Source organism: Caballeronia sp. ATUFL_F2_KS9A (genome assembly GCF_023630765.1).
Taxonomy (GTDB): domain Bacteria; phylum Pseudomonadota; class Gammaproteobacteria; order Burkholderiales; family Burkholderiaceae; genus Caballeronia; species Caballeronia zhejiangensis.
This window is the reverse complement of sequence record NZ_JALQEK010000031.1, coordinates 311,980-329,972: the sequence shown is the minus strand read 5'-3', so window position 1 is coordinate 329,972 and position 17,993 is coordinate 311,980. Positions and strand designations below refer to the sequence as shown.

The following is a 17,993-nucleotide window of genomic DNA, read 5'->3' as shown; positions in this document are numbered from 1 at the left end:
AAGGAGCGCGACATGTCCGCATTCGGAGAGCAACGGCTTTATATCGGCGGCGAATACGTCGATGCGACAAGCGGCGAAACCTTCGACACGCTCGATCCCGCTACCGGCGAAACGCTCGCGCGCGTGCAGCGGGCGTCGCAGGCGGATATCGATCGCGCGGTGAAATCGGCGCGCGAAGGCCAGCGCGAATGGGCCGCGATGACCGCGATGCAGCGCTCGCGCATCCTGCGCCGCGCGGTCGATCTGCTGCGCGCGCGCAACGACGAACTCGCCGCGATCGAAACACGCGATACCGGCAAGCCGATCGCGGAGACGCGCGCCGTCGATATCGTCACGGGCGCGGATGTCATCGAGTATTACGCGGGGCTCGCGACGGCCATCGAAGGTGAGCAGATTCCGCTGCGCGAATCGTCGTTCGTTTATACGCGGCGCGAACCGATCGGCGTGTGCGCGGGCATCGGCGCGTGGAACTATCCGATTCAGATCGCGTGCTGGAAATCCGCGCCCGCGCTCGCGGCGGGCAACGCGATGATCTTCAAGCCGAGCGAAATCACGCCGCTGACTGCGTCGAAGCTCGCGGAAATCTATACGGAAGCGGGCGTGCCCGCGGGCGTCTTCAATGTCGTGCATGGCGACGGACGCGTCGGCGCGATGCTCGCGGAACATGCGGGCATCGAGAAGATATCGTTCACGGGCGGCGTCGAAACCGGCAAGAAAGTGATGGCGCGCGCGGGCGGATCGACGCTGAAGGAAGTGACGATGGAACTCGGCGGCAAGTCGCCGCTCATCGTATTCGACGACGCCAACCTCGAACGCGCCGCCGATATCGCAATGAGCGCGAACTTCTTCAGTTCCGGACAGGTATGCACGAACGGCACGCGCGTGTTCGTCGAACGCGGTGTCATCGGCAAGTTCGAAGCGCTCGTGATGGAGCGCGTGAAGCGCATTCGCATCGGCGCGCCCGATGATCCGCGGACGAATTTCGGGCCGCTCGCGAGCGCCGCGCAGTTGCAGAAGGTGCTGACGTATATCGAGAGCGGCAAGCGCGAAGGCGCGCGGCTCGTCGCGGGCGGTGGGCGCATGACCGACGGCGCATTCGCGCGCGGCCAGTACGTCGAGCCGACCGTGTTCGCTGATTGCCGCGATGACATGCGCATCGTGCGCGAAGAAATTTTCGGACCTGTGATGAGCATCCTCGCGTTCGATGACGAAGACGAAGTCATCGCGCGCGCCAACGATACCGACTACGGCCTCGCGGCGGGCGTCGTGACGGAGAACCTGTCGCGCGCGCATCGCGTGATTCATCGGCTCGAAGCGGGCATCTGCTGGATCAATACGTGGGGAGAGTCGCCGGCGGAAATGCCCGTCGGCGGATACAAGCAATCGGGCGTCGGGCGCGAAAACGGCATCGTCACGCTGAGCGCCTTTACGCGCATAAAGTCCGTGCAGGTCGAGCTCGGTCCCTATCAGCCTGTGTTTTAAGGAGCATGTGCGATGAGCGCGAACGAATACGATTACATCATCGTCGGTGCGGGATCGGCGGGCAACGTGCTCGCGTCGCGTCTCACGGAAGACGAAGACGTGACGGTGCTGCTGCTCGAAGCGGGCGGGCCGGATTATCGCTTCGACTTTCGCACGCAGATGCCTGCGGCGCTGGCTTATCCGCTGCAAGGGCGGCGATACAACTGGGCGTATGAAACCGAGCCCGAGCCGCATATGAACAACCGTCGGATGGAGTGCGGGCGCGGCAAGGGGCTGGGCGGATCGTCGCTGATCAACGGCATGTGTTATATCCGCGGCAATGCGCTCGATTACGACAACTGGGCGTCGATGCCCGGTCTCGAGAACTGGAGTTATCTCGACTGTCTGCCGTATTTCCGCAAAGCGGAGACGCGCGATATCGGACCGAATGCGTATCACGGCGGCGATGGTCCCGTGCATGTGACGACGAGCAAGCCCGGCAACAATCCGCTTTTCGCCGCGATGGTCGAGGCGGGCGTGCAGGCGGGTTATCCGCGTACCGAGGATCTCAACGGTTATCAGCAGGAAGGCTTCGGTCCGATGGATCGCACCGTGACCGCGAAGGGACGTCGTGCGAGCACGGCGCGCGGATATCTGGATCGCGCGAAGCATCGTGCCGGGTTGACCATCGTGACGCATGCGATCACGGATCGCGTGTTGTTCTCGGGTAAGCGGGCTATCGGCGTTGCTTATCTGCATGGCGGGCAGCGCGTGACGGCGCATGTGCGGCGCGAAGTGCTCGTGTGCAGCGGCGCGATTGCATCGCCTCAGTTGTTGCAGCGCTCGGGCGTCGGACGGTCTGACTGGCTGAACGAGTTGGAGATTCCTGTCGTGCATGATCTGCCGGGCGTCGGTGAGAACTTGCAGGATCATCTCGAGATGTACATGCAGTACGAATGCAAGGAGCCGGTGTCCTTATATCCGGCGTTGCAGTGGTGGAATCAGCCGGCGATCGGGCTCGAATGGATGCTGAACGGGACGGGCATCGGCGCGAGCAATCAGTTCGAAGCGGGCGGCTTCATCCGCACGCGCGACGAGGATCTTTGGCCGAACATCCAGTACCACTTTCTTCCGGTCGCGATCAATTACAACGGCTCGAATCCGATAAAGATGCATGGGTTCCAGGCGCATGTCGGATCGATGCGCTCGCCGAGTCGGGGGCGCGTGAAGCTCAAGTCGCGCGATCCGAACGCGCATCCGAGCATTCTTTTCAACTACATGGCCGATCCGCTCGACTGGCGTGAGTTTCGCGATGCCATTCGGATTACGCGCGAGATCATGCGGCAGCCGGCGCTCGCGCGATATCGCGGGCGGGAGTTGCATCCGTCGGATGATCTGCAAAGCGATGCGGAACTCGATGCGTTCGTGAGGGCGAAGGCGGAGACGGCTTTTCACCCTTCGTGCTCGTGCAAGATGGGTTATGACGATATGGCTGTCGTCGACGGCGAAGGACGCGTGCATGGGATGGAAGGATTGCGCGTCGTGGATGCGTCGATCATGCCGCAGATCACGACCGGGAATCTCAATGCGCCGACGATCATGTTGGCGGAGAAGATTGCGGATCGGATTAGAGGCGTTGCTGCGTTGGGGCGGGCGGAGACGGCTTATTTTGTGGCGCGGGGGAAACGGGCGCGGGAGGTGGTGGGGGCGAAGGGGGGGTTGGTGGGGGTTTGAGGTGGGAGCTCCGCTTGGGCGGAGGGGGCTAACGGGGGTTGTAGGTGTGTGGACACAAATCGGGTCTATCTCCGCGCATGCGGAGGAACCACTGCGGCACCCATGCCGCCATGTGGCACGCCAAGGTCTATCTCCGCGCACGGCTCGATCGTCGCATTCCTCCGCCCCCGCGGAGCTTCAACTCCCCCCAAACCTCCCCCTAGCCGCCTCCACCACCCTAACCACCGCCTCCGCGCTCAACCGCGCCGCCACGACCCTCACATACTCATGATGCCTGGCCTCTAACGGCGCATCGAGATACTGCGCATGCAGATACCGAATCAACGCAATCCGCCGATGCTTCAGCGCGATACTTCGATCCAGCAGCTTAAGCGCCGCATCCGCATCATGCTTCTTGCATGCACGTTCGGAGAGCTGCGCAGCCGAATCACGCGACGCGTTCATCGCCGGACTACAGCCGCATCCCACGCATCGACGCGCAACCGCCAAGCATCGAAATCCGCCCGACGCCAGTCGAGTTCAAGCCCAAGCCGCTTCGTGCCCTCACGAATCTTCGGCTTGTGCAGCACCAAAGTAAGCGCATCCAGCGCCGGCCACTCTTCGAACGACAACGCGGCGATCTCCACCGCGAGCGTCTCCAGCAAGCGCGTATGCGCCTTCCCTTCAAGAAACGCGCTCACCCGATTGCACCACGCCTCGTAATCAATGAGACCATCGTCCGATTCATGCGGCATGCCGCGATAACGCAGGCTCGCATCGATGCACACGGGCTGCGGCCCTTCATGCTCATGCTCATACAAGCCGACGCGCGTCTCCACGATCAACTCATCGACGATCACACGCCAGCCCAGGCCACCCGCGGCAAGCGGTTCGAACGGCTTCATGAGAGCAACGGCGCGGCGGCGTCGAGCATCATCTTCACGAAGTAATCGGCGAAGCTGCGGCGCACGATTATCTCGAAGCGATCGCCGCCCAGCGGCACGAGCGTAAGCGATGCCTTGAAGTAATGGCTCTGCGCGCATTGCCCTTCGCCGAAAACCTTCGGATGCAGATCGAGCGGACAACCGCGCGAAAGCACGTCACGCGTCTTCGGTCCGTCGATTTCGAGCACCGTATAACCGCTGCCGATATCCACCGCCGCCGAGAACTGTCCGACGAACGCGTCGCGCAGTTTCGCTTCGAGCGGCGCGGGACGCGATGCATCGTGCGCCGTATCCGAATGCACGAGCCATTCATCGGGACCGAGCCACAGCATCGTATAACCGTTGCCGCGCGCAATAGTGTTCGCCTTCTCGGGCGGCGTGCAGCCGATCACGCCCTGCACCGCCTTCGCGAACGCCGGATCGCGCGTATCGCCACGCACGTTCACGAGTTCGAGGAACGGCCGCTCGGCCAGACGAAACGCTTTCGGCGAGCCCGACTGATGCGTCTTCATCAACGCATCCGCGCCGACGAGCGGAGACTCCTGCCACACGCCCTGTCCGCTGATTGCGCGATCGACGACCGTCGACGAACCTTTGATCTCATTCAACATGCTGACGTGCTCCTTCGCTGTCGTAGAACACCGAACTGGTGATTTTTGCGTTGACCCGCTTGCCGTTCGCGAGCGGAATCATGACCGATTCGCCGATCTTCTCCAGACCGCCCTTCACGACGGCCAACGCAATCGAGCGCTTCAAAATAGGGCTGTAATAGCTCGACGTGACGTGTCCGAGCATCGGCGCGGTATCGCCCTGAAACGGTCCCGCGACGATCTGCGCGCCTTCCGGCAGCACAAACGAAGGATCATCGGTGAGCAGGCCGACGAACTGCTTTCGCCCTTGTTTTGCAGTGTCCGAACGCGTGAGCGAGCGCTTGCCGATGAAGTCCTTCGACTTCGCGACAAGCCCGCCCATGCCGAGGTCGTAAGGCGTCATCGAGCCGTCCGTATCCTGTCCGACGATGATGTAGCCCTTCTCCGCGCGCAGCACGTGCATCGTTTCCGTGCCGTACGGCGTAATGTCGAATTCAGCGCCCGCGAGCATCAGCGCTTCCCACACCGCGCGTCCGACATTCGCGGGCACGTTCACTTCATACGCGAGCTCGCCCGAGAAGCTGATCCGCATCACGCGCGCCGATGCGCCCGCCACCGTGCCATCGCGATAGCTCATGAACGGGAACGCCGCGTTCGCGAAGTCGATGTCGTGACACACTTTCTGCAGCACCTTGCGGCTGTTCGGTCCGACGACCGCGAACGTCGCCCAGTGATCCGTCACCGATGCGAGACGCACGCGCATGTCGGGCCATTCGGTCTGCAGCCAGCGTTCGAGCCACGTCAGCACGCGCGCCGCGCCGCCGGTGGTCGTCGTCATCATGTAATGCTGTTCGCCGAGACGCACCGTGACGCCATCGTCGAAGATCATGCCGTTCTCGTCGAGCATCAGCCCGTAACGGCACTTGCCGACTTCGAGCTTGCTCCACGGATTCGTGTACATCCAGTTCAGGAGCTTCGCCGAATCGGGGCCTTGAATGTCGATCTTGCCGAGCGTCGATGCATCGAGAATGCCGACGCTCTGACGCACCGCGAGCGACTCGCGCGCGACCGCCGCGTGCATGTCCTCGCCCGCCTTCGGGTAGTACCAGGGACGCTTCCAGTTGCCCACATCCTCGAACATCGCGCCGTTCTCGACGTGCCATTCGTGGATCGCGGTCTTGCGCACCGGATCGAGAAACTCGCCCAGCTCGCGGCCCGCGAACGTGCCGAAAGTGACAGGGGTGTAATTCGGGCGGAACGTCGTCGTGCCGGTCTCGGGAATCGTCTTGCCCAAGGCTTGCGCGAGAATCGCCATGCCGTTGATGTTGCCGAGCTTGCCCTGATCGGTGCCGAAGCCCATCGCCGTATAACGCTTGACGTGCTCGACCGATTCGAAGCCTTCGCGCGCCGCAAGATAGATGTCGGCCGCCGACACGTCGTTCTGGAAGTCGACGAATTGCTTCGGACCGCGCGTCGACAATTCCTTGTTGCCGACGATCCACAGCGGCAACATCGGCGCTTCGACGATTTCAGCGACTTGCACGGCAGCCGGCTTCACGACGATATGACCCGCGGCGCGCGCCGCTTCCGCGCCCGCATCCGCGCCGAGGCGAATGCCGCGCGACAGCGAGAACTCGCCCGCGCATGCGCCGACGCTGCTCTCCAGTTGCATCGCCTTGCCCGGCACGAAGCACGCTTTCTCTTCGTGCCAGTGCGCCTTGCCGCCCGATTGCGCGAAGAGATGCAGCACGGGGCTCCAGCCCCCCGACATCGCGACGAGATCGCATGGCAAGTCTGTCTGCTTCTGACCGACCTGGCCTTTGTCGTACGAAGCCACTTCAACCGATGCAACCCGCAGCTTGCCGCGCGCAGCCGTGATGACCGCGTTGTTCAGCACGCGCACGCCGTAGCGTCGCGCGGCCGCGGGCAACGTGCCCTTCGATTCGGCCGGACGCGGATCGACGACGGTCACATCCGCGCCTGCCGCCTTCAGATCGAGCGCGCATTGATATGCGTCGTCGTTGTTGGTGAACACAACGGCGTTGCGGCCCGGCATCACCGCATAGCGATGCAGATACGTCGACACCGCCGACGCCAGCATGATGCCCGGCAGATCGTTGTTGCCGAAAACGATCGGGCGCTCGTGCGCGCCGGTCGCGAGCACGACGCGTTTCGCGCGCACTTTCCACATCAGTTCGCGCGTGCCGCTGCGGCGCGATACCGGCAGATGTTCCGTCAGACGCTGCGTGACCGTGACGAGGTTGTGATCCTGATAACCGAACGCCGTGCTGCGCGAAAGAACCTTCACATCGGGCATCTTGCGCAGTTCGCCTTCGATTTTCTGCACCCATTGCAGCGCGGGCTTGCCGTCGATCTCCGCGCGGCACGACAGAAGCGATCCGCCGAGTTCGCGCTGATCGTCGACGAGAATCACGCGCGCGCCCGACAAACCCGCCGCATGCGCCGCCGCGAGACCCGAAGGTCCGCCGCCGATCACGAGCACGTCGCAATGCGCGAAGCACTTGTCGTAGCGATCGGCGTCGAGTTGCTTCGGCGCTTCGCCGAGACCCGCTGCATCGCGAATCACTTCCTCGTATTTCGGCCACAACTTGCGCGGCCACATGAACGTCTTGTAGTAGAAGCCTGCGGGAATGAAGCGCGCGATCTTCTGATTGACCGCCATGCGATCGTTTTCGATGTTCGGCTTCGCGTTCACGCTCTGCGCGACGAGCCCTTGATACAGCTCGACTTCGGTAGCGCGCGCATTCGGGACGGTGTACGCGCCGGTTTCGAGTTGCACGATTGCGTTCGGCTCTTCGACGCCCGCCGTGATGATCCCGCGCGGACGGTGATACTTCCAGCTGCGCGCGACGAAGCGCTCGCCGTTCGCGAGCAGCGCGGACGCGAGCGTATCGCCTTCGAAGCCCTGATACGTCTTGCCGTTGAACGTGAAGGTGACGGGAATCGCACGATTGATGCGCCCGCCCATGCCAAGTCGGTCTTTCTGGCTCATTTCGACGTGCCTCCGTTGTCATGCATCACAGCCAGCGGACGGTCGAACGTCTCGTAGCCTTGAATTTCATATGAAACCGTATCGCGCTGCACTTTGAACCAGCGGCGGCAGCCTTGCGCATGATTCCATTGCTCGCGATGCACGCCGCGCGGATTCTTGCGCATGAAGAGGTAGTCGCCCCACTCGCGGTCGGAGAGCTTTTCGGTGTCGAGCGGGCGCGCGATATCCGCTTCGCCGCCGCAGGAAAATTCGGTTTCGGCGCGCGGCCCGCACCAGGGGCATTCGATCAGCAACATGTTTTTCGCTCCTAATGCGATTAGTGGGCCACGGCAGCCGCGCCGTGTTCGTCGATCAGATGACCGGTATAGAAACGATCGAGCGAGAACGGCGCGTTCAGCGGATGCGGCTCGTCCTTCGCGATCGTGTGCGCGTAGGCCCAACCCGAACCCGGCGTCGCCTTGAAGCCGCCCGTGCCCCATCCGCAGTTGAAGTACAGACCCTTCACGTCGGTCTTGGAGATGATCGGGCACGCATCCGGCGATACGTCGACGATGCCGCCCCACTGACGATTCATCCGCACGCGCGAGAACACGGGGAACATCTCGACGATCGCTTCCAGCGTGCCTTCTATGATGTGAAAGCTGCCGCGCTGACCGAAGCCCGTGTATTGATCGACGCCCGCGCCGATCACGAGGTCGCCCTTGTCGGACTGGCTGATGTACGCATGCACCGCGTTCGACATCACGACCGTGTTCACGACCGGCTTGATCGGCTCCGACACGAGCGCCTGCAACGGATGGCTTTCGAGCGGCAGGCGCACGCCGGCCATGTCGGCGAGCGTCGTCGTGTTGCCCGCCGTGACAACCGCGACCTTCTTCGCCTTGATGAAGCCCTTCGTCGTATCGACGCCCGTCACCTGACTGCCGTCGCGGCGAATGCCCACGACCTGGCAGTTCTGGATGATGTCGACGCCCGCGCGATCCGCGCCGCGCGCGAAGCCCCACGCGACCGCATCGTGACGCGCGACGCCGCCGCGACGCTGAATCGACGCGCCCAGCACCGGATAGCGGCTGTTGAGATTGATCGTCGGCTCGATTTCCTTGATCTGCTGCGGCGTGAGGAACTCGGCATCGACGCCGTTGAGACGGTTCGCGTTCACGCGGCGCTCGGTATCGCGCACGTCCTGCAGCGTATGCGCGAGATTCATCACCCCGCGCTGCGAGAACATCACGTTGTAGTTGAGGTCTTGCGAGAGGCCCTCCCACAGCTTCATCGCTTTTTCGTACAACGCCGCCGATTCATCCCACAGATAGTTCGAGCGCACGATGGTCGTGTTGCGCGCGGTATTGCCGCCGCCGATCCAGCCCTTCTCGAGAATCGCGACGTTCGTGATGCCGTGCTCCTTCGCGAGGTAATACGCGGTCGCGAGACCATGACCGCCGCCGCCGACGATCACCACGTCGTACTCGCGCTTCGGCTCGGGACTTCGCCACTGGCGCTCCCAGTTCTCGTGATACGACATGCCGTTGCGTAAGAGGCTGAAGATGGAATAGCGGCTCATGGTGTTTCTCTTCCTTCGTGGGGTCCTGAATTCAGCATTCGATGACGTTCACGGCGAGGCCACCGCGCGACGTCTCCTTGTATTTCGTCTTCATGTCCGCGCCGGTTTCGCGCATCGTCTTGATGACCGAATCGAGCGACACGTAATGCTTGCCGTCGCCCTTCATCGCCATGCGCGCGGCGTTGATCGCCTTGATCGCGCCCATCGCATTGCGCTCGATGCACGGAATCTGCACGAGGCCGCCAACGGGGTCGCACGTCATGCCGAGGTTGTGTTCCATGCCGATTTCCGCGGCGTTTTCGACTTGCGCGGGCGTGCCGCCCATGACGGCGGCGAGCGCGGCGGCGGCCATCGAACAGGCGACGCCGACTTCGCCCTGGCAACCCACTTCCGCGCCCGAGATCGACGCCGTTTCCTTGTAGATGATGCCGATGGCCGCGGCTGTCAGAAGGAAGCGCACGATGCCGTCATCGTTCGAGCCGTGCATGAACTTCACGTAGTAATGCAGCACGGCGGGAATCACGCCGGCCGCGCCATTGGTCGGCGCGGTGACGACGCGGCCGCCCGCCGCGTTCTCTTCGTTGACGGCCATCGCGTAGAGATTGACCCAGTCGAGCATCGACAGCGGGTCGCGCAGCGACTCTTCCGAGCGCGACCGCAGCGACGCGGACAGATCGGCGGCGCGGCGCTTGACTTGCATCGGACCGGGCAGCTCGCCGCGCTCCTTGCAGCCGCGCTCCACGCACGCGGCCATCACGCGCCACACCGCGAGCATGCCTTCGCGGACTTCGGATTCGCTGCGATTCGCGCATTCGTTTTGCATGGTCACGTCGGCGATAGACAGACCTGTCTCCTGACAGACGCGCATGAGATCGTCGCCGGTGCGAAACGGATACGGCACCGTATTGGCCGCGCGCAAGCCGTTCACGCGATCGCCTTCGCGATTCACGACGAAGCCGCCGCCGACCGAGTAATACTCCTTCTCGACGAGAAGCTGGCCGTTCTCGTCGAACGCCTGAAAGCGCATGCCGTTCGGATGCACGATGCTCGATCCCGGCGCGCCCGGCATCAGCTTGCGATAGAAGCCGATATGCTCGCGCTCCTCGAACATCACATCGTGCTTGCCGAGCAGCTTCAGGCGCTTCGTCGCGCGGATTTCCGCGAGACGCGGCGCGATGACGTCCGGATCGATGAGATCGGGCAGATTCCCTTCGAGGCCGAGCAGCACGGCCTTGTCGGTGCCGTGGCCTTTGCCGGTCGCGCCGAGCGAGCCGAACAGCTCGGCGCGCACGCGCGTGACGAAGGCGAGCAGATTGGCGTCTTCGATATGCGACGCGAAGCGGCACGCCGCGATCATCGGCCCGACGGTATGCGAACTCGACGGTCCGATGCCGATCTTGAACAGATCGAAGACGCTGACGTTCATTGGCGTGTCCCTTGGGTTGGCGAGATGTTCCGGTATGGCGCTCATTGCACCAAACCCAGAAAAGACCCGATAGAACAAAAACGCCATCGAAATGGGATCGCGGCGTCAGCGCCGTTTTTCGCGCGTGGACGACGTCGGATTTCCGATGATTTCAGGCCCGGCGACGCAAGCGCGACGGCGCGTAACAGAGCATTTCGCGCCCGGCGCGTTTTTGCGCATCTTGTTGCACATCCCGCATTTTTGAGACTGGTCCGAAGCGTCGCGCCGACAGGCATCGGTATATTCCCTAGGTCTTGAGGTGAGCCACGCCTACAGGCTTCGGATCACTCGTCCTTTCCGCCTTTTCTTGCTTATCCGGTTTGCATCGATGGAAACTCACGCCTTACCCGACCAGTTCTTCAAATCCTGGATTCTCGCTTTCCTTATCAGCGTGGCTGTCGTCGGCACGCTTCAGGCAGTCGATCTGCTCGCCGTCGATCGCGTGCTCACGCGTCAGGTGCCCGTCTGGATCGCGCTGATGCTGCTCTGCTCGATCGATCCCGCCCTGCGCTACTTCGGCGTGTTGAAGGCCGAAGTCGAACAGCGTTGGGCCGATTACACGATCGCGAGCGTGCTCGGCCGCGCGGCGGGCGCGCTCATCGGCGGCGCTTTCGCCTGGGGCTTCGCGGTGCTCGGCGGCTGAAGCGCACCGCTTCGATTCATGGTTATTTGCGCGGCCGGCGTCACACGACGCCGGCCGCGTTCCATTTCTGACGCACGCCCGATGCTCGCGGCCGAGTGATATGCTCGCTGGATAACGTCCAGCCGCATGTCTCCCGCATGAACGCCGCAGAATCTCTTCCGCCGTCGTCTGTCGACGGTCAATCGAAATCGCGCATCCGCTTCGGCATCATCCTGCTGCCGAATTTCACGCTGACCGCGTTCTCCGGTTTCGTCGATCTGCTGCGCCTTTCCGCCGATGAAGGCGATTTCAGCCGACCGGTGCGCTGCTCGTGGAGCGTGATCGGCGAGACGCTCGCGCCCGTTCGCGCGAGTTGCGGCATACAGATCACGCCGTGGGAAACCTACGATCAGGCCGAGCCTTTCGATTACGTCGTCGTCGTCGGCGGCCTGCTGCATTCCGGCCCCGCGACGAGCGATGCGACGCTGCAGTTCATCCGCCGCGCGGCTGCCTCGAATGCAACGCTCGTCGGCATGTGCACCGGCGTGTTCTCGCTGATGCGCGCGGGCGTGCTCGAAGGCCATCGCATCTGCGTGAGCTGGTTTCATTATTGGGACTTCGTCGAGCGATTCCCGCACGCGGATGAGCAATCGCTCGTTGCGGACCGGCTCTTTGTCATCGACAGAAGGCGCATTACGTGTTCGGGCGGGCGCGCATCGATCGATGTCGCCGCCGCCATTCTGCTGCGTCACTTCGAAACGGCGACGGTGCAAAAGGCGCTGCGCATCCTGCTCGTCGATGACATGCAGAAGGGCAACGCGCCGCAGCCGCATCCGCCGGGTCTCGCGCCCGCGACGCATCCGAAAGTAAAACGTGCGATCCTGCTGATGGAGCAGCACGTCGGCCGTTCGCTTACGCTCGATGAACTCGCGCACAAGCTCGATCTTTCGACGCGGCAACTCGAACGGTTATTCAAGGCGGAGACGGGCAAGGCGCCGCAGGCGTATGCGAAGCAGGTGCGGCTGCGCACGGCGGCGTGGCTGCTGACGAGTTCGGACAAGACGGTCGCCGATATCGCATCGAGTTGCGGCTTTTCCGACGCATCGCATCTGGGCCGCGAATTCCGCAAGCAATTCGGCCTGCCGCCGATGATGTATCGCGAGCAGGGCGGCGCGCCGGATGCGCCGGATGCAAATCACGCAATGGACTACGACGAAACTTTCCCGGGCCGCGCGCAGGCAATCTAGCAGGATCTGAATACGTTTTCCGCGGCTCATCAAACCAAGGAGGAACGGCATGGAGACTCACGGATACTCGCAGGAAGAATGGAAAGTGCGCTGTGATCTCGCGGCGCTGTATCGCGTGATCGGGCATTTTCGCTGGACCGACATGATCTTCACGCACATCAGCGCGCGCGTGCCGGGCACCGATCATCACTTTCTGATCAACCGTTATGGCGTGCTTTTCGACGAGATGCGCGCATCGGATCTCGTGAAGATCGATCATGAAGGGCGGCCGGTCGAAGCGGGCGCACGCGATGATCCCGCGCGATATCTCGTGAATCCGGCGGGCTTCACGATTCACTCCGCGATTCACATGGCACGGCCCGATGTGTTTTGCGTCGTGCATACGCATACGGCGGCGGGCGCGGCGGTATCGGCGCAAAAACAGGGCTTATTGCCGATCAGTCAGCATGCGTTGAAGTATTACGGACATATCGCGTATCACGACTATGAAGGCATTGCGCTGGACCTCGCGGAGCGCGATCGCCTCGTCAACGATCTCGGCTCGCATAACGCGATGATCCTGAAGAATCACGGGTTATTGTCGTGCGGAAAGTCCATTCCGGAAGCGTTCCAGGAAATGTACTTTCTTGAACGCGCTTGCGAGATTCAGATTCGCGCGCTGGCGGGCAATGCGGAATTGAATCTGCCGTCGCAGAGGGTTTGCGAGTTGACTGCAGAGCAATATCGGCGCGATGAAGCCGATGGAATCATGGCGTTGCAGTGGCAAGCGGCGTTGAGAATGATCGAAGGCGCGAAGCCGGATTATCGGACCTGACGCGCCTTCGTTGAATCACTGCGTCAGTTTTCAGTTGCCGGCGACATACGCCTTCACTGCCGGCAACCCATCCTTCCCGTCGAACGTCTTTACGCCCGCAAGCCATTTATCGAGCACCGCCGGATTCGCCTTCAGCCATTCGCGCGCCGCCTTGTTCGCATCCGTCTTGTTCATGATCGGCAGCATCACGTGGTTCTCGATATCCGTCGTGAACTGCAGGTTGGACACGAGCTTCGCGACATTCGGACAGCGCGTGTCGTAATCCGTCGGCGTGACGGTCAGCACTTTTGCTTCGCCGTAGTTCGGCCCGAAGACATCGTCGCCGCCCGCGAGATAGTCGATCTTCATCTGCACGTTCATCGGATGCGGCTCCCAGCCGAGGAACACGATCGGCTTCTTGTCGCGAATCGCGCGATTCACTTCCACGAGCATGCCCGCCTCGCTCGATTCCACGAGCTTGAACTTGCCGAGCCCGTACAGGTTGTTGTCGATCATCTTCTTGATGAGCGCATTGCCGTCGTTGCCCGGCTCGATGCCGTAGATCTTGCCGTCGAGCTTGTCGTAGTTCTTCGCGATGTCGCTGAAGTTCTTGATGCCCGCCTGATACGCATAATCCGGCACCGCGAGCGTGTACTTCGCGCCCGTCAAGTTCGGCGTCGGCAAGACCTTCACTTGATTCGCTTTCCTGAACGAATCGATCATCGGGTCCATCGTCGGCGACCAGTAGCCGAGGAACACGTCGATCTGCTTGCTCTTCACGCCCGCGAACGTGATCGGCACGGACGCGATCGTCTTCGTCGGGTTGTAGCCCAAGCCCTGAAGAACGGTCGATGCAAGTCCGGTGGTCGCGGCGATATCCGTCCAGCCGACATCCGCAAAGCGCACGTTCCTGCACGCGGCAGGCTCGGCTGCATACGCTCCCGACAAACCAGATAGCAAAGCTGCCGCGATCCACAATCGTTTCATCGATCTCTCTCCGAAGTTATTTTCAAGGCATGACGCGGCCCGCACGCGAGGCTTTCATACGAAGCCCGCGCGGCCAAAAAAGAAAAAGAAAAAGTCAGGCCGATAATCGCCGCTCGACGCTCGGCGCATGTCCGAACTGCGCGCGATACGCCTTGCTGAAGTGACACGGCGAATGGAAGCCGCAGATGCTCGTCACGCGCGCGATCGACGCATCGGTGTTGCGCAACAGTTCGCGTGCGCGACGCAATCGCAACGTCAGGTAGTAATGCGTCGGCGATACGTTGAGGAACATCTTGAACATGCGCTGCAAATGCCGCTGCGACAGATGCACGAGCCGCGCGAGTTCTTCGAGCGACAACGGCTCTTCGATGTTCGCCTCCATCAGCCGCACCACTTCGACGAGTTCCGCACGCGAGAAGCCGACGCGCGCATCGACGGGAATGTGCTGATAATCCGTCGATCCACGAATACGCTCGACGATGAACTGCTCCGACACCTGCGCCGCATGCGCCTGCCCGAGCCGCATGCCGACGAGATTGAGCATCAGGTCGAGCGGCGCGGTGCCGCCCGTGCACGTCAGGCGGTCGCGATCGATCACGAAGAGCTCGTCGGCGAAGCGCACATGCGGAAAGCGCTTGTTGACCGGCGACATGTCTTCCCAGTGCAGCGTGCAGCGATAACCATCGAGCAGTTTCGCCGCGAGCAGCGCATACGGCCCGGTGCAGATTCCGCCGAGCGGAATGCCCGCTTCATGCGCGCGCTGCAGAAGACCGATCACCTTGTCGTCGACATAATCGGCGACATGCCAGCCCGCGCAGACGATCAGCACGTCGGGCATGCCGGCTTCGTCGAGCGTCATCGTCGGCTTGATGGTGATGCCGTTGCTCGCACGCGCGGGCTCGCCGTCCGGCGTGATGATCGACCAGCTGTAGTGCTGCGCGCGGCCGACGTAATTGGCCATGCGCAGCACCTCGACCGCGCTCGTGAACGCGATCATCGAGAAGTTCGGCAGCGTGAGAAAGCCGAAGCGCGAAAGACTGGACAACGGTGATTCGGTACCCGCCGGAACGATCGCGTCGCGCTTCATGGGTCGTGTGCCTTGTTAGCCTTGTTGCGCCGCCGGCTCGCGGCGCACTTTCATCACGCTCTTCAGACCGGCGAAGAGCGGGGCGCGTGCCATGCCGGGCGCTCGTCCGAAGCTCTCGGTGATGCGGTCGAGGATGATCGCCAGCAACACCACCGACAAGCCGCTCTCGAAACCAAGCCCGATATCCAGACGCTGAATCGATGCGAGCACGTCGTTGCCGAGACCGCCCGCGCCGACCATCGACGCGATGATGACCATCGACAGCGCCATCATGATCGTCTGGTTCACGCCGGTCATGATCGACGGCAGCGCGTTCGGAATCTGCACCTTGTAGAGCAGCTGGAACGGCGTGCAGCCGAATGCCTGGCCGGCTTCGACGATCTCGCGATTCACCTGCTTGATGCCGAGCGCGGTGAGGCGCACGGCCGGCGGCATCGCGAAGATGACGGTTGCGAGAATCCCCGGCACGCGGCCGAGACCGAACAGCATCGCGGCCGGAATCAGGTAGACGAAGGCGGGCATCGTCTGCATCAGATCGAGCACCGGGCGCACGCCCATTTCGACGTACTTGCTCTTCGACGTCCAGATGCCGAGCGGAATGCCGAGCAGCAAGCTGATGAACGTCGAGGACAGCGTGAGGCCGAGCGTGATGACCATCTGATCCCAGAAGTTCGTCGCGTAGATCAGCAACAGCGACGCGAGGACGAACACGGCGAATCGCCAGCCCACTCGCCACAAGCCGATGCCGACGAAGATCGCCATGAGCGCCCACATCGGAATGGCCTGCAGGCCGTGCTCGACGGCCGCAGCGAATGTTTCGATGACCTTGCCGATGGAGTCGAAGGTCTTCGCGTCGTGATCGAGGAGATAGTGGACGCCGTGGTCCACCCAACTGCCAAGCGGGATGATTTCAGACATGGGAACCTCGATGGTGCGTAAGGACCTTCAGGACATTGGTCTTGTTGATCGAACCGCAGTACGAACCGTCCGCTTCGACGACCGGCAGCGGGGCGGGACTTGCGACCACGCGATTCACGACCTCGTCGAGCGCGACGTGACGCTCGATGCATTCGATCGGATTGATGCGCGGCGCGGCGTTGCCGTTCGCATCACGTCCGACGAAACCGCGGATGCGGCGCTCGGCGTCGAGCACGAACGCGTAGTCGGCGCTGCCGTTGAGCGTCGCCGCGACGCTCGATGCGTCGATTTGCGGCGAATGTTTGATGAGCGGCACGTCGTCGGTCTGCATCAGATCGCCGGCCGTGAGATAGCGGCTCGTGTCTATGCCTTCGAAGAACGCTTCCACGTAGTCGTCCGCGGGATTCGTGATGATTTCCTGCGGCGTGCCGATCTGCACCACGCGGCCGCCTTCCATGATCGCTATGCGCGTGCCGATGCGCATCGCCTCTTCGAGATCGTGCGACACGAACAGGATCGTGCGGCGCTGCTCGCGTTGCAGATCGAGCAGCACGTTCTGCATTTCCTTGCGCTTCAGCGGATCGAGCGCGGAGAACGCTTCGTCCATGATCATCAGCGAAGGATTCACGGCAAGCGCGCGGGCGAGACCCACGCGCTGCTGCATGCCGCCCGATAGTTGCGCAGGTAACTTTTGGGCGAACGGAGCCAGGCCGACCTGCTCCAGCACGGTCATGGCGCGCGCTTCGCGCTCCTTCTTGCCGACGCCCGCGACCTCGAGGCCGAATGCGGCGTTGGAAAGAACCGTGCGCTGCGGCATCAGCGCGAAGGACTGAAACACCATGCTCATGTCCTTGCGCCGCAGGGACGTGAGTTCGGAGCGCGGCACGGCGGCCACGTCGCGGCCATCGATCAGCACCTTGCCCGCCGTCGGCTCGACCAGCCGGTTGATGAGCCGGATCAGCGTGGATTTGCCCGAGCCGGAAAGGCCCATAAGCACGAAAATCTCACCTTCCTTGACGTCAAAGGAGACGTTATGGACGCCGACGATCTGTCCGGTGCGCTTGAAAACCTCTTCCTTCGTCGCACCACCGGCCAGCATGTCCAGCGCCTGTTTGGGACTGTTGCCGAAAACCTTGCACAGTCCTTCGACTACCACCTTGGGGGAATTCATCGAATATCTCCTGGCGTGTGCGGACGTGCGTCCGCGCTGTGCATACATAGTTGCCAGAAAAAAGTCACATCAGCCGACTATTTGCGACAACCACATGTGGAAATACGACACCGGAATAAGCGCGAAAGTGCCAGCGGTCGATCGAATCCTTGCTGGATAAGGGTTTGCGGGAAGCGCAGCGAACGATCTTGCGATTTTCGGCATGTCGCGCATGAACAAGTCGCGAAGCCTTTTTGCGATGCAGGCGGCTTGCGAACCGCGCGTCAGCAATACGAAAGAAAGAAAAGACTGGCGTCGCGCAGGAAGCGCGAAGAAGGATGCGTCCGGCACGAAGCCGAAGCGATGTGGAATTGCTAGAAAAACTACATAAAACGGAAGAACTGGCGGGCGGGTCGTACGGTTCGTGCCGTCGTAAGTTGCT

Annotated in this window: 16 protein-coding genes; 5 read left to right on the top strand and 11 right to left on the bottom strand. The window is 62.3% G+C overall.

The annotated features are described in order from the left end of the window. Window positions 1-12 precede the first annotated feature (12 nt). A complete protein-coding gene (betB, locus tag NCS67_RS20365) occupies window positions 13-1,482 on the top strand; it encodes a betaine-aldehyde dehydrogenase (protein WP_175982380.1) in 1,470 nt (489 codons plus the stop codon). A gap of 12 nt (window positions 1,483-1,494) precedes the next feature. Then, on the top strand, window positions 1,495-3,195 hold the full coding sequence (gene betA / locus NCS67_RS20360; RefSeq protein WP_250436317.1) for a choline dehydrogenase: 1,701 nt from the start codon (window positions 1,495-1,497) through the stop codon (window positions 3,193-3,195). 177 nt (window positions 3,196-3,372) lie between these two features. On the opposite strand, the gene NCS67_RS20355 is transcribed toward betA, so the two are convergent. From NCS67_RS20355 to NCS67_RS20325, 7 genes are read right to left on the bottom strand one after another with little or no spacing between them, the layout of a single operon-like run. Next, window positions 3,373-3,639: a hypothetical protein gene (locus NCS67_RS20355; protein WP_008354170.1), complete on the bottom strand. Its 267-nt coding sequence runs from the start codon at window positions 3,637-3,639 to the stop codon at window positions 3,373-3,375. Continuing rightward, window positions 3,636-4,079: a dihydroneopterin aldolase gene (locus NCS67_RS20350; protein WP_250436316.1), complete on the bottom strand. Its 444-nt coding sequence runs from the start codon at window positions 4,077-4,079 to the stop codon at window positions 3,636-3,638. The genes NCS67_RS20355 and NCS67_RS20350 overlap by 4 nt, the downstream gene beginning before the upstream one ends. Further along, complete coding sequence (locus tag NCS67_RS20345) at window positions 4,076-4,729, bottom strand: sarcosine oxidase subunit gamma (protein ID WP_250436315.1); 654 nt, start codon at window positions 4,727-4,729, stop codon at window positions 4,076-4,078. The genes NCS67_RS20350 and NCS67_RS20345 overlap by 4 nt, the downstream gene beginning before the upstream one ends. After that, a complete protein-coding gene (locus tag NCS67_RS20340) occupies window positions 4,719-7,721 on the bottom strand; it encodes a sarcosine oxidase subunit alpha family protein (RefSeq protein WP_008354174.1) in 3,003 nt (1,000 codons plus the stop codon). Before NCS67_RS20340 ends, NCS67_RS20345 begins: the two co-directional genes overlap by 11 nt. Beyond that, on the bottom strand, window positions 7,718-8,017 hold the full coding sequence (locus NCS67_RS20335) for a sarcosine oxidase subunit delta (protein ID WP_175982376.1): 300 nt from the start codon (window positions 8,015-8,017) through the stop codon (window positions 7,718-7,720). The genes NCS67_RS20340 and NCS67_RS20335 overlap by 4 nt, the downstream gene beginning before the upstream one ends. A 20-nt stretch (window positions 8,018-8,037) precedes the next feature. Next, a complete protein-coding gene (locus tag NCS67_RS20330) occupies window positions 8,038-9,282 on the bottom strand; it encodes a sarcosine oxidase subunit beta family protein (protein ID WP_008354176.1) in 1,245 nt (414 codons plus the stop codon). A gap of 31 nt (window positions 9,283-9,313) precedes the next feature. After that, the gene (locus NCS67_RS20325; RefSeq protein ID WP_008354177.1) at window positions 9,314-10,708 is read right to left on the bottom strand and encodes an L-serine ammonia-lyase; all 1,395 of its coding nucleotides are present in this window, start codon (window positions 10,706-10,708) and stop codon (window positions 9,314-9,316) included. 367 nt (window positions 10,709-11,075) lie between these two features. On the opposite strand from NCS67_RS20325, the gene NCS67_RS20320 reads away from it, so the two are divergent. The 3 genes from NCS67_RS20320 to NCS67_RS20310 all read left to right on the top strand — a co-directional run bounded on the left by NCS67_RS20320 (window position 11,076) and on the right by NCS67_RS20310 (window position 13,430). Further along, on the top strand, window positions 11,076-11,390 hold the full coding sequence (locus NCS67_RS20320) for a hypothetical protein (RefSeq protein WP_033535841.1): 315 nt from the start codon (window positions 11,076-11,078) through the stop codon (window positions 11,388-11,390). A gap of 137 nt (window positions 11,391-11,527) precedes the next feature. Next, window positions 11,528-12,616 (top strand): GlxA family transcriptional regulator, encoded by a 1,089-nt coding sequence (locus NCS67_RS20315; RefSeq protein ID WP_175982375.1) that lies wholly within the window; start codon window positions 11,528-11,530, stop codon window positions 12,614-12,616. Between the two features lie 49 nt (window positions 12,617-12,665). Continuing rightward, a complete protein-coding gene (locus NCS67_RS20310) occupies window positions 12,666-13,430 on the top strand; it encodes a class II aldolase/adducin family protein (protein WP_008354180.1) in 765 nt (254 codons plus the stop codon). Between the two features lie 30 nt (window positions 13,431-13,460). Here NCS67_RS20310 and NCS67_RS20305 read toward each other — a convergent pair whose 3' ends face one another. The 4 genes from NCS67_RS20305 to NCS67_RS20290 form a co-directional block, all read right to left on the bottom strand. Continuing rightward, window positions 13,461-14,396, bottom strand: a complete 936-nt coding sequence (locus NCS67_RS20305; RefSeq protein WP_250436314.1) for a choline ABC transporter substrate-binding protein — start codon at window positions 14,394-14,396, stop codon at window positions 13,461-13,463. 94 nt (window positions 14,397-14,490) lie between these two features. Next, window positions 14,491-15,483: a GlxA family transcriptional regulator gene (locus tag NCS67_RS20300; protein ID WP_008354182.1), complete on the bottom strand. Its 993-nt coding sequence runs from the start codon at window positions 15,481-15,483 to the stop codon at window positions 14,491-14,493. Window positions 15,484-15,498: 15 nt separating this feature from the next. Then, window positions 15,499-16,401, bottom strand: a complete 903-nt coding sequence (choW, locus tag NCS67_RS20295; RefSeq protein ID WP_008354184.1) for a choline ABC transporter permease subunit — start codon at window positions 16,399-16,401, stop codon at window positions 15,499-15,501. After that, window positions 16,394-17,572: a quaternary amine ABC transporter ATP-binding protein gene (locus NCS67_RS20290; protein WP_008354185.1), complete on the bottom strand. Its 1,179-nt coding sequence runs from the start codon at window positions 17,570-17,572 to the stop codon at window positions 16,394-16,396. Before NCS67_RS20290 ends, choW begins: the two co-directional genes overlap by 8 nt. Window positions 17,573-17,993 lie beyond the last annotated feature (421 nt).

What these genes read in the sequence shown, in the direction of transcription:
- betA (WP_250436317.1), top strand. Translation starts at nt 1,495, where the DNA reads ATGAGCGCGAACGAATACGATTACATCATCGTCGGTGCGGGATCGGCG.
- NCS67_RS20340 (WP_008354174.1), bottom strand. Translation starts at nt 7,721, where the DNA reads ATGAGCCAGAAAGACCGACTTGGCATGGGCGGGCGCATCAATCGTGCG.
- NCS67_RS20305 (WP_250436314.1), bottom strand. Translation starts at nt 14,396, where the DNA reads ATGAAACGATTGTGGATCGCGGCAGCTTTGCTATCTGGTTTGTCGGGA.
- NCS67_RS20345 (WP_250436315.1), bottom strand. Translation starts at nt 4,729, where the DNA reads ATGTTGAATGAGATCAAAGGTTCGTCGACGGTCGTCGATCGCGCAATC.
- NCS67_RS20355 (WP_008354170.1), bottom strand. Translation starts at nt 3,639, where the DNA reads ATGAACGCGTCGCGTGATTCGGCTGCGCAGCTCTCCGAACGTGCATGC.
- NCS67_RS20335 (WP_175982376.1), bottom strand. Translation starts at nt 8,017, where the DNA reads ATGTTGCTGATCGAATGCCCCTGGTGCGGGCCGCGCGCCGAAACCGAA.
- NCS67_RS20315 (WP_175982375.1), top strand. Translation starts at nt 11,528, where the DNA reads ATGAACGCCGCAGAATCTCTTCCGCCGTCGTCTGTCGACGGTCAATCG.
- NCS67_RS20290 (WP_008354185.1), bottom strand. Translation starts at nt 17,572, where the DNA reads ATGAATTCCCCCAAGGTGGTAGTCGAAGGACTGTGCAAGGTTTTCGGC.
- NCS67_RS20320 (WP_033535841.1), top strand. Translation starts at nt 11,076, where the DNA reads ATGGAAACTCACGCCTTACCCGACCAGTTCTTCAAATCCTGGATTCTC.
- NCS67_RS20330 (WP_008354176.1), bottom strand. Translation starts at nt 9,282, where the DNA reads ATGAGCCGCTATTCCATCTTCAGCCTCTTACGCAACGGCATGTCGTAT.
- choW (WP_008354184.1), bottom strand. Translation starts at nt 16,401, where the DNA reads ATGTCTGAAATCATCCCGCTTGGCAGTTGGGTGGACCACGGCGTCCAC.
- NCS67_RS20350 (WP_250436316.1), bottom strand. Translation starts at nt 4,079, where the DNA reads ATGAAGCCGTTCGAACCGCTTGCCGCGGGTGGCCTGGGCTGGCGTGTG.
- betB (WP_175982380.1), top strand. Translation starts at nt 13, where the DNA reads ATGTCCGCATTCGGAGAGCAACGGCTTTATATCGGCGGCGAATACGTC.
- NCS67_RS20325 (WP_008354177.1), bottom strand. Translation starts at nt 10,708, where the DNA reads ATGAACGTCAGCGTCTTCGATCTGTTCAAGATCGGCATCGGACCGTCG.
- NCS67_RS20310 (WP_008354180.1), top strand. Translation starts at nt 12,666, where the DNA reads ATGGAGACTCACGGATACTCGCAGGAAGAATGGAAAGTGCGCTGTGAT.
- NCS67_RS20300 (WP_008354182.1), bottom strand. Translation starts at nt 15,483, where the DNA reads ATGAAGCGCGACGCGATCGTTCCGGCGGGTACCGAATCACCGTTGTCC.